Source organism: Streptomyces lushanensis, from assembly GCF_001700515.1.
In the GTDB taxonomy this organism is placed as follows: domain Bacteria; phylum Actinomycetota; class Actinomycetes; order Streptomycetales; family Streptomycetaceae; genus Streptomyces; species Streptomyces lushanensis.
Window position 1 is genome coordinate 1 of sequence record NZ_MAUD01000310.1, and the last position, 9,368, is coordinate 9,368.

Here is a 9,368-nt window from a genome sequence, read left to right on the forward strand (position 1 = left end):
GCCGCCGACGACGCCGCCTCCCGCGGACACGGGCAACCTCGCCCAGGGACGCCCGGTGACCGAGTCGGGACACGTGGACGTGTACGGCGCGGGCAACGCGGTCGACGGCAACGCCGGCACCTACTGGGAGAGCACCAACAACGCCTTCCCGCAGTCGATCACGGTGGACCTCGGCGCCGCGAAGGCGGTCAAGCGCCTGGTCCTGAAGCTTCCTCCGGCGTCCGCGTGGGCGACCCGTACGCAGACACTGAGCGTGCTGGGCAGCACCACCGGCCCGTACAACACGCTGAAGGCATCGGCGAACTACACCTTCAACCCGTCGAGCGGCAACACCGCGACGGTCAGTCTCGACGGAACGGCGGTCCGCTATCTGCGGCTGACGTTCACGGCGAACACCGGCTGGCCGGCCGCTCAGCTCTCCGAGCTGGAGGCCTACACCAGCTAGCACGGGACGCCCAGCGGACCGCGCACGACGCGTACGTACGACGACAACGGCACGACAACAGACGGAACGCCCGGCCGGTGACATCCCCGGCCGGGCGTTCTCGTATTCGGGAGCGCTCACCCGAATGGCCGATACGGCCCTGTACGGCCTCCGTGAATAGCCGTCAGCCGGTGAACACGACTCGCCGGGCGCGTTCCACCGGACGGTCCTACACTCGCGTATCAAGGCCCGCTCCTGGGCACCTCCGTGGGATTCAGCATACGAACAGCACGCCGAACCCATCGCAAGCAGGAGGCGTCATGACAGCCACCAGTACGAAGCGTCGCGGCTACCGAGAAGGGCTCGGCGGCGAACTGCTCGCGGAATTCCTGGGAACATTCGTACTGATTCTGTTCGGCTGCGGATCGGTGGCCGTCGCCGTCGCCGGTCTTCCCGGTTCCGGCCGCCAGTCCACCCCCTTCGACGCCGCGAACTGGCTGATCATCTCCTTCGGCTGGGGCCTGGGCGTCGTCTTCGGCGTCTACGTGGCGGGAGGCGTCAGCGGCGCCCATCTCAATCCCGCGGTGACGCTCGCCTTCGCCGCACGCAGGAATTTCGCCGGAAAGAAGATCCTCCCCTACTGGGGCGCGCAGTTCCTGGGTGCCTTCCTCGGGGCCGCGGTGGTGTTCAGCATGTACAGCTGGGCCATCAACGCGTTCAACAACAAAGCCGGGCTCGCCCGGGATCAGTCGCTCTCCACCTTTTCGATTTTCGCCACCTTTCCGGCCGCCTATTTCGGAAATTCCTGGTGGGGTCCGCTGCTGGACCAGATCATCGGTACCGGCATCCTCGTCATGCTCATCTTCGCTCTCATCGATACGCGCAACACCGCTCCCGCGTCCAATCTCGGTCCTTTTCTGACGGGCTTCATCGTCGTCGCGATCGGCCTCGGCATCGGCACGAACGCGGGATACGCGATCAATCCGGCCCGTGACTTCGGACCACGGCTGTGGACGTACGTCGTGGGCTGGGGCGACATCGCCATTCCCGGGACTTTCCAGTGGTTCAGCCACTACATGTGGATTCCCATCGTGGGCCCGCTGATCGGAGGCCTTGTCGGAGCAGTTGTCTACGACTTCTTCATCGGACGAGTGCTCGACGCCCGCAGCAAGGTCTCGGAAGGACGGGAGGGCGGAAGGGCCGGAGACGCCGCCCCCGGCCCGGCCGCCGACGTCTAGGCCCTGTCCGGTCGATCTTCGTGGATCGGCCCGGGGCGGCTGGTGGAGGGGGTACCTCCCGTGCCGTTCAGGCCACGGGGGAGCATCGCAAGGCGGAGGACCGGCGTCGTCGACGGCCCGGCCGTACTCGGGCGACTCCGACAACGCGGCGAGGTGCCGTGCCAGGCGTTCCGGGCCCGCGAAGACCGGCCGGACAGGGCCTAGAGCACCACCGACGGCTGGACCACGGCCGGCCTCTCGACGTGGACGTCGTAGGTGTCGAGCCGCCCGCACATGCCGAATCTGCCGTACGCCGCGGGGAGCCGGGCGTGCAGCCGGGCCTCGCCGAGATACGAGGCGTCGCCCTCGGCGAGCCGGTCGAGCTGAACACCGGTCTGTCGGGCGGCCTCCGCCGCGCCCGCCTCCCAGCGCTCGCGCCAGCGCGCCACCCGGGGCCGTACGAGCGCGGCGGCGGCCCGCTGGAAGTCGAGCAGCGGCCGTGTGTCGCCGGCCTCCCATGCCGTACGCAGCGCCGTGAAGCCCTCGACGGCGAGATCGCGCCGCCGGCGCGCGACGGCGGCCTGCTCCTCCTCGGACGCCTCCGCCGCGTCGGGGACACGGACGGCCCGCGCGTATGTCTCCGGATCGGCCAGATACTCCGGCGGGAGCGTGAGCACCGCGTCCCCGGCCTCCGGCAGACCGCTGTTCTGCATCAGGACCACGATGCGCAGCCGGTCGTCGTTGACCAGCCGGTGGATGGTGCCCGGCGTGAACCAGACGAGCGCTCCGGGCGCCAGCGGTGTGACGGCGAAACCCCCGGGACCGAGCGTCTGGACGGCTCCCCGTCCCTCCGTCACCACATAGCCCTCGGAGCAGGTGAGATGAAGGTGCGGCGTGCCACCGCGCAGTCCGTCGGCGGCCTCCCAGTCGTACACCCGAAGATGCGATACGGCGACGGCTCCGGGCAGCCCGGCGAAGCCCGCCGCCCCGGTCACCATGTGTGTTCCCACCGGCTCCTCGCCTTCACAGTGGTGCGGGACACCTGCAGCAAGCGCTTTCTCGGCAGAACGTAAGGTCATGGCGGAGCACTGTCAACGGCGCGGCCCCGGGACCTCCGTCAGACCGGAGGCCGGTCGCCGCGCGTGTCCCGGTCGCCGCCCGCGCCGAGGAGCTCGAACACGGCCTGGACGCGCTTGCCCACCGGGACCCGTTCGGCGACCAGCCGGTCGCTCAGCGCGTCGACGATCTCCATACCGTGCCCGCCCGGCCGGCCGGGATCGCGCTCATAGCGGCGCGGCAGCGTCGAACTGCTGTCGTACACGGTCACGACCAGCCGGCGGTCGGTGCCCTCCAGCTCCAGCAGAAACGGTCCATGGCTGTGCCGCTCGGCATTGGTGACCAGTTCGTTGACGACGAGCAGCACATCGCCGCTCCTGCGGTCCCCGAGCTCGGCGCACCACTCCGCCTCCAGCCGCTGGAGGAAACGGACGGTGAGCCCACGGGCCTCCGCCGGGCATCCCGGCGCGCCCAGGAACTCCTGTGCCAGACGCAGCGGCCCGACGGGGTCCGCCAGGGACGCCAGAGCCGTGCCGATTACGGTCTGTCCGTTCAATACGTTCATACGCTCCTGCCCCCCATCGTGAGGGCGATGCGGGGGACCCCCTATCTCCGTTCTTCCTTGTGCCCCGGCACTCCGTCGGTATGCACTGCGGGCCTGGCGAAAAAACACCGGTGGCGGGCCCCGACGGGCGGGGTTTTCATGGAAGACAAAGCGTCAGCATCAGGGGCGATCCGGACGGCACGACCGGTGCCGAGTGCCGCGCGGGACCGGGCGACGCCGTGGATACCCCCTGCCGAGCAGAGAAAGCGGGCACACCCATGCCGTTCGTCACCGTCGGGCAGGAAAACACCGGCTCCATAGACATCTACTACGAGGATCACGGCATGGGACAGCCCGTGATCCTCATCCATGGCTACCCGCTCGACGGGCACTCCTGGGAGAAGCAGGAACGCGTCCTGCTGGCCACCGGCTACCGTGTCATCACCTACGACCGGCGCGGCTCGGGCAAGTCCGGCCGCCCCACGTTCGGTTACGACTACGACACCTTCGCCGCGGACCTCAAGGTCCTCATCGACCATCTCGGCATCTCCGACGCGGTGCTGGTCGGCTTCTCCATGGGCACGGGCGAGGTCACGCGCTATCTCGGCAAGTACGGCTCGGGACGCGTCAGCAGGGCCGTACTGATGGGCGCCATACCGCCGTTCCTCCTCAAGACCGACGACAACCCCGAGGGGCTCGACCGGTCGATCTTCGAGGACATCAAGTCCGCCGTCGTCGCCGACCGCCCGGCCTATATGAAGGAGTTCGTCAACAACCTCTACAACGTCGATCGCTACCGCGGAACCAGGATCAGCGACGAGGCGTGGACCTTCAGCTTCAACACGGCCCTGGCCGTCTCGGCCTACGCCGCCCACGCCTGCGTCGACACCTGGCTGACCGACTTCCGAGCGGACCTGCCGAACATCGACGTACCCGTGCTGCTCCTGCACGGGACCGACGACCGGGTCCTTCCGTACGCGAACACGGCGAAGCGGCTTCCGGGACTGATCAAGGACCTGACCTTCGTCACCGTCGACGGCGGCCCGCACAACATCGCCTGGACCCACTCCGAGATCGTCAACCCGGCCCTGATGGACTTCCTCAAGGCATAGGCGTCCTCAGGGCCTGGCCGTCCTCAAGGCATCGGGCCGTTCTCAGGCTCAGGACACAGGGGTGTCCTCAGGGCTTGAGCAGGGAGCGCGCGCGGGCGGCGCGCACCGCCGCGGTGAGACCTTCGATGTCGTACGCGCCGTGGTGGCGCCGTCCGTTGACGAAGAAGGTCGGTGTGCCCGAGACACCGCTCTTGTCGGCGGTCTCCACATCCTCGGCGACCCGGGCGGCGCCCCTGTGATGCCGCAGATCCCGGTGGAAACGGTCGGTGTCCAGCCCGGTCTCGGCCGCGTAGCGGAGCAGATCGGCCAGGCGCAGATCGCCCTGGTGGCCGAGCAGGAGGTCGTACATCTCCCAGAACGCGCCCTGTTCCGCCGCCGCCTCCGACGCCTCGGCGGCGAGCTGGGCGTTGGGGTGGACATCGGTGAGCGGGAGATGGCGCCACACGTACCGGACGTCTCCGGAGTCCGCGAGCAGTTCACGGATGACGGGCTCCGCCAGTCCGCAGTAGGGGCATTCGAAGTCGCCGTACTCGACGACGACCACCGATGCCTGTCCCGGACCGCGTACATGGTCACGGTCCGGGTCCACAGGCGTCGACAGATCGACGATGGACTCCCCCGTGCCCAGCAGGGCGCTGATCCGGCGGCGCCGGGGCAGCAGCCGGATCACCCAGGTGACCACCCAGGTGGCGGCGAAGGAGCAGAGCACGGCGGCGAGAATGCCGATCTTCGCCTGGTCGAGCCGGGTGCCGTGGAAGGCGAGGGTGGCGATCAGCAGCGAGACGGTGAAGCCGACGCCCGCGATGGTGCCGCCGGCCGCGGTGGCGCCCCAGCCGACGGGCGGGCGCAGCCCTCCGCGGCTCAGTCCGGTGGTCAGCAGGGAGGCGCCGAGGATACCGACGGGCTTGCCGAGCAGATAGCCGAACAGGATGCCCAGGGTGACCGGTGAGCCGAAGGCGTCCGCCAGCCGGTCGCCGCTGATGGTGATACCGGCGTTGGCGAGGGCGAAGACCGGCACGATCACATAGCTCGTCCAGGGGTGGTACATGCGCTGGAGCCGCTCGTTGGGCGAGAGCGCCGTGGCCAGCCCGGCCCGCACCGAGCGCTCCAGGTCCGGTGTGGGCTGCTCGCGGAAGAGCCGGAACAGCCCGGACGCACGCTCCAGATCGGTGCGCGCCGCCGGATAGGCGGAGGTGATCAGCCCCATGGCGAGGCCCGTGACGATCGGGTCCACACCGGATTCCAGTACGGCCAGCCACAGCCCCGCCGCGAGCACCGCGTACACCGCGCCCCGGCGCACTCCGGCGGCCCGTACGAGCAGGATCACGCCGAAGATCACCAGGGCCACGACCAGCGCGATCGCATCGACATGGCCGCTGTAGGCGATCGCGATGACGCCGAGCGCCACGAAGTCGTCCACGACGGCGACGGTCAGGATGAAGGCCCGCAGGCCCCTGGGCAGCCGGGTGCCGAAGACGGCGAGGATGCCGAGCGCGAACGCCGTGTCGGTGGACATGGCGGTGCCCCAGCCGTGCACCGACGGGTCGCCGGCGGTGAGGGCGAGATAGATCCCGACCGGTACGACCATGCCGCTGAGGCCGGCGATCACCGGCAGGGCGACCCGTTTCCGCTCGCGCAGTTCGCCCATGTCGAACTCACGGCGCGCCTCCAGACCGACGACGAAGAAGAACAGCGTCATCAGTCCGCTGTTCACCCACTCGCGCAGTCCCAGGGAGACTCCCGCGGAGCCGGCACGGACCGAGAGATCCGTCGTCCAGAACGAGGCGTACGTACCGGGCCCGGCGTTGGCCCACACCAGGGCGGCCAGGGCGGCGGCCAGCAGTACGGAGGCACTGCCGGTCTCCGTGCGCAGGAAGTCACGGAGCGGGGTCCGGATCTCCTCGCTGTACGCGGTCTGGCCGGAGAGGCGCGGGGTCGCCGGGTCGACAGTCACCTGGCCATTCTGCTGCGAGCCCCGCCGTGGCCGCCTGACGAGGCCTGCGGGACCGAGCGCCACGACCGGTCCGGCCCGCCGTCTCCAGCGGTACGGCTCGGGCTGTACGGCTCAGGCGGACTTCTCGCGGCGCTCGCGCCCTCGGCGCGGTACGAGCGTCGGATTGACGTTGTCGAGCACGGTGGCGCGGTCGACCACGACCCGGGCGACATCGTCCCGGCTCGGGACCTCGTACATCACATTCAGCAGGACCTCTTCGAGGATCGTGCGCGCCGCGCGGGCGCCGGTGCGGCGCAGCAGGGCCTGTTCGGCGACGGCGGCGACGGCGTCCTCGGTGAACTCCAGTTCCACCCCGTCGAGGTCGAAAAGCTTCTGGTACTGCTTGAGCAGCGCGTTGCGCGGCTCGGTGAGGATCCGCGTCAGCGCGGTCCTGTCCAGCGGCTGGACGGTCGCGAGCTTCGGCAGCCGGCCGACCAGTTCCGGGATCAGCCCGAACTTCAGCAGATCCTCGGGCAGCACATCGGCGAAGGCGCTCCGTCCCTCCCGCTCGTCCCGCTCCTCCTTGGTACGGATCGAGGCGCCGAAGCCGATGCCCTTGCGTTCGACGCGCTGCTCGACGATCTGCTCCAGTCCCGCGAAGGCACCGCCGACGATGAACAGCACATTGGCCGTGTCGATCTGGATGAACTCCTGCTGCGCGTGCTTACGGCCGCCCTGCGGCGGCACGCTCGCGACCGTGCCCTCCAGGATCTTCAGCAGCGCCTGCTGGACGCCCTCGCCGGAGACGTCGCGGGTGAGCGAGCGGTTCTCCCCCTTGCGGGCGACCTTGTCGATCTCGTCGATGTAGATGATCCCCGTCTCGGCCTTCCTGACGTCGTAGTCGGCCGCCTGGATCAGCTTGAGCAGGATGTTCTCGACGTCCTCGCCCACATAGCCGGCCTCGGTGAGCGCGGTGGCGTCGGCGATCGCGAAGGGGACGTCGAGCATCCGGGCGAGCGTCTGGACGAGATAGGTCTTGCCGCAGCCGGTCGGGCCGACCAGCAGGATGTTGGACTTGCCGAGCTCGACCTGTTCCTCGTGGGCGCCGTGATGCCCGCTCCGGCTCGCCATCGACCCGATGCGTTTGTAGTGGTTGTAGACCGCCACCGCGAGCGTTCTTCTGGCGCTCTCCTGCCCGATCACGTACTGCCCGAGGAAGTCGAAGATCTCGCGCGGCTTCGGCAGATCCGCCAGTACGTCGCCGGAGGGCGCGCCGAGGTCCTCGGCGATCAGCTCGTTGCAGAGCCCCACGCACTCGTCGCAGATACAGACCGGGCTCGGGCCCGCGATCAGCTTCTGGACCTGCTTCTGGTTCTTCCCGCAGAACGTGCACTTCAGCAGGGTGCCGCCGTCACCGATGCCTGCCACGCGGAAATATCTCCTCAAGCGTTGAACGGCCCGACTCTCGGTCGGCGTATCTCTCGGTCGGGTCGGCGTATCCGGATGCTCCGACCATATGACGCGAACATCTGAATGCCTCACGGTATCTTGAAGCGCGATGGACGGCAACGCGGGGACGTGTGAGGACGATGGGCCGGCTCAACAGGGCACAGGCGCAGGAGCGCAACCGCGCCAAGGTGCTGGCGGCGGCCAGAGGTGAGTTCGCCGAACACGGCTTCCGGGACGCCAAGGTGGACGGGATCGCCCGGCGTGCCGGGCTGACCCGCGGCGCGGTCTACTCCAACTTTCCCGGCAAACGGGCGCTGTACTTCGCGGTGCTGGCCGATCTCGCCGAGCGCGCGCCGGAACCGCCGCACCCGGAGCCCGGCCGTACGGCCCGTGAGGCCCTCGGCGTACTCGCGCGTGCCTGGGTGGCCCGGCTGCCGCTCGCCGATGTCGACGAACAGCACGGCATGCCACGGCTCGGTATGCATCTGCTGCCCGAGGTGCTCGCCGAGGAGCGGACCCGGCGGCCGTTCGCGCAGCTCATGAAGGTGGACGCGATCCTGCTCGGGCTCGCCCTGGAAGGGCTGCGGCCCTCCGGCGCACCGGCCGGCAGTCTGGTGCGGGTCGCGGAGGCGGTGCTCACGACCCTGCACGGCGCGAACCAGATGGCCGCCGCCGCGCCGGGATTCATCGAGCCGTTCAATGTCGTCAGCGCCTGTGAGCAGCTCGCGGGTCTCGGTCTCCACGACTGGTGGCCGCCCACGCATGTGATCACACAGGTGCGGGAGGCCGATGAGCCGTGGTCGCCGCCGAGCGCGCTGGACGCGGTGCGCGGCGAGCCCGCCCTGCTCACGGGCGACGGGGTGGTGGCCGTCCTGGGACTGCACCGGCTGGAGGCCGTCGAGGAGGCCGTACGGGCCGCTCCGCCCGGCACCCGGGTCACCGCGGTCCTGGTCACGGGGGATCCGGACGAACTGGCGCCGCTGGCGCGGCTGGCCGTCGCCGAGCTCTGCCGCTGTCTGCGTCAGGCGTTCCCGCCCTCGGCGTGGCCGCGCGTACAGGTCGTGTTCGACGAGTCCGGCGCCCTGGCCGCGGCGGCCGGTCTGCCCGCCGTCGGCGACGGGACCGAGGCGGCCGTCCGGATCGAGGCGGACAGGATCGTCGCGTGCGCCGACGGCCGTGGCGCGTGCCACGCGGTCACCTCGGCCCTGGCGACCGCCTCCGGGTGGGGCCCGTAGCGGAACTGTGTCGCGAGGGCCGTCACGCCGTACCCTGCCGGATGGCCGCCTTCCACTCCCTCCGGCCCGTTCTCAGAGGAGCGATCCACGTGAGTGCAGCACCCGTACGCTTCGGCCTGGTCGGCACCGGCTGGCGGTCCGAGTTCTTCGTCCGGCTGGCACAGAGGCTGCCCGGCCGGCTCACGGTGAGCGGTGTGGTGAGCCGGTCGCCGGAGCGCGCCGCCGAGGTGGAGGCCGCATGGGGAGTGCGCGCCTGCCTCGGTGTCGACGAACTGCGGGCGGGCCCGGAGGCACCGGAGTTCGTGATCCCGTCCGTGCCGTGGACCGTCACTCCGGAGGTGACGAAGGATCTCGTGCGCCGCGAGGTACCGGTACTGGCGGAGACGCCTCCCGCGGCG

At 69.9% G+C, this 9,368-nt stretch carries 9 protein-coding genes; 5 read left to right on the forward strand and 4 right to left on the reverse strand.

Annotated features, from left to right (window positions below; translation table 11 throughout):
• Both BFF77_RS23860 and BFF77_RS23865 read left to right on the forward strand, forming a co-directional pair.
• A partial coding sequence (locus tag BFF77_RS23860; protein ID WP_141698508.1) for a discoidin domain-containing protein occupies positions 1–445 on the forward strand: 445 nt, incomplete at its 5' end.
• A 299-nt stretch (positions 446–744) separates the two neighbouring features.
• Positions 745–1,662, forward strand: a complete 918-nt coding sequence (locus BFF77_RS23865; protein WP_066953254.1) for an MIP/aquaporin family protein — start codon at positions 745–747, stop codon at positions 1,660–1,662.
• Between the two features lie 200 nt (positions 1,663–1,862).
• On the opposite strand, the gene BFF77_RS23870 is transcribed toward BFF77_RS23865, so the two are convergent.
• Positions 1,863–2,639: a cupin domain-containing protein gene (locus BFF77_RS23870; RefSeq protein WP_066953257.1), complete on the reverse strand. Its 777-nt coding sequence runs from the start codon at positions 2,637–2,639 to the stop codon at positions 1,863–1,865.
• 119 nt (positions 2,640–2,758) lie between these two features.
• The gene (locus BFF77_RS23875; RefSeq protein ID WP_066953259.1) at positions 2,759–3,262 is read right to left on the reverse strand and encodes an ATP-binding protein; all 504 of its coding nucleotides are present in this window, start codon (positions 3,260–3,262) and stop codon (positions 2,759–2,761) included.
• A gap of 257 nt (positions 3,263–3,519) precedes the next feature.
• On the opposite strand from BFF77_RS23875, the gene BFF77_RS23880 reads away from it, so the two are divergent.
• On the forward strand, positions 3,520–4,353 hold the full coding sequence (locus BFF77_RS23880) for an alpha/beta fold hydrolase (protein WP_066953262.1): 834 nt from the start codon (positions 3,520–3,522) through the stop codon (positions 4,351–4,353).
• 67 nt (positions 4,354–4,420) lie between these two features.
• On the opposite strand, the gene nhaA is transcribed toward BFF77_RS23880, so the two are convergent.
• Together nhaA and clpX are read right to left on the reverse strand one after the other, a co-directional pair.
• Entirely contained in the window at positions 4,421–6,307 is a 1,887-nt protein-coding gene (nhaA, locus tag BFF77_RS23885; protein WP_066953265.1) for a Na+/H+ antiporter NhaA, read from the reverse strand.
• Positions 6,308–6,418: 111 nt separating this feature from the next.
• Positions 6,419–7,714, reverse strand: coding sequence for an ATP-dependent Clp protease ATP-binding subunit ClpX (gene clpX, locus BFF77_RS23890; RefSeq protein ID WP_066953267.1), 1,296 nt, complete (start codon positions 7,712–7,714; stop codon positions 6,419–6,421).
• Positions 7,715–7,875: 161 nt separating this feature from the next.
• Here clpX and BFF77_RS23895 point away from each other — a divergent pair, with 161 nt between their 5' ends.
• Together BFF77_RS23895 and BFF77_RS23900 are read left to right on the forward strand one after the other, a co-directional pair.
• A complete protein-coding gene (locus BFF77_RS23895) occupies positions 7,876–8,970 on the forward strand; it encodes a TetR/AcrR family transcriptional regulator (RefSeq protein WP_066953269.1) in 1,095 nt (364 codons plus the stop codon).
• Between the two features lie 89 nt (positions 8,971–9,059).
• On the forward strand, positions 9,060–9,368 hold a 309-nt coding region (locus BFF77_RS23900), incomplete at its 3' end, for a Gfo/Idh/MocA family oxidoreductase (RefSeq protein ID WP_169922716.1).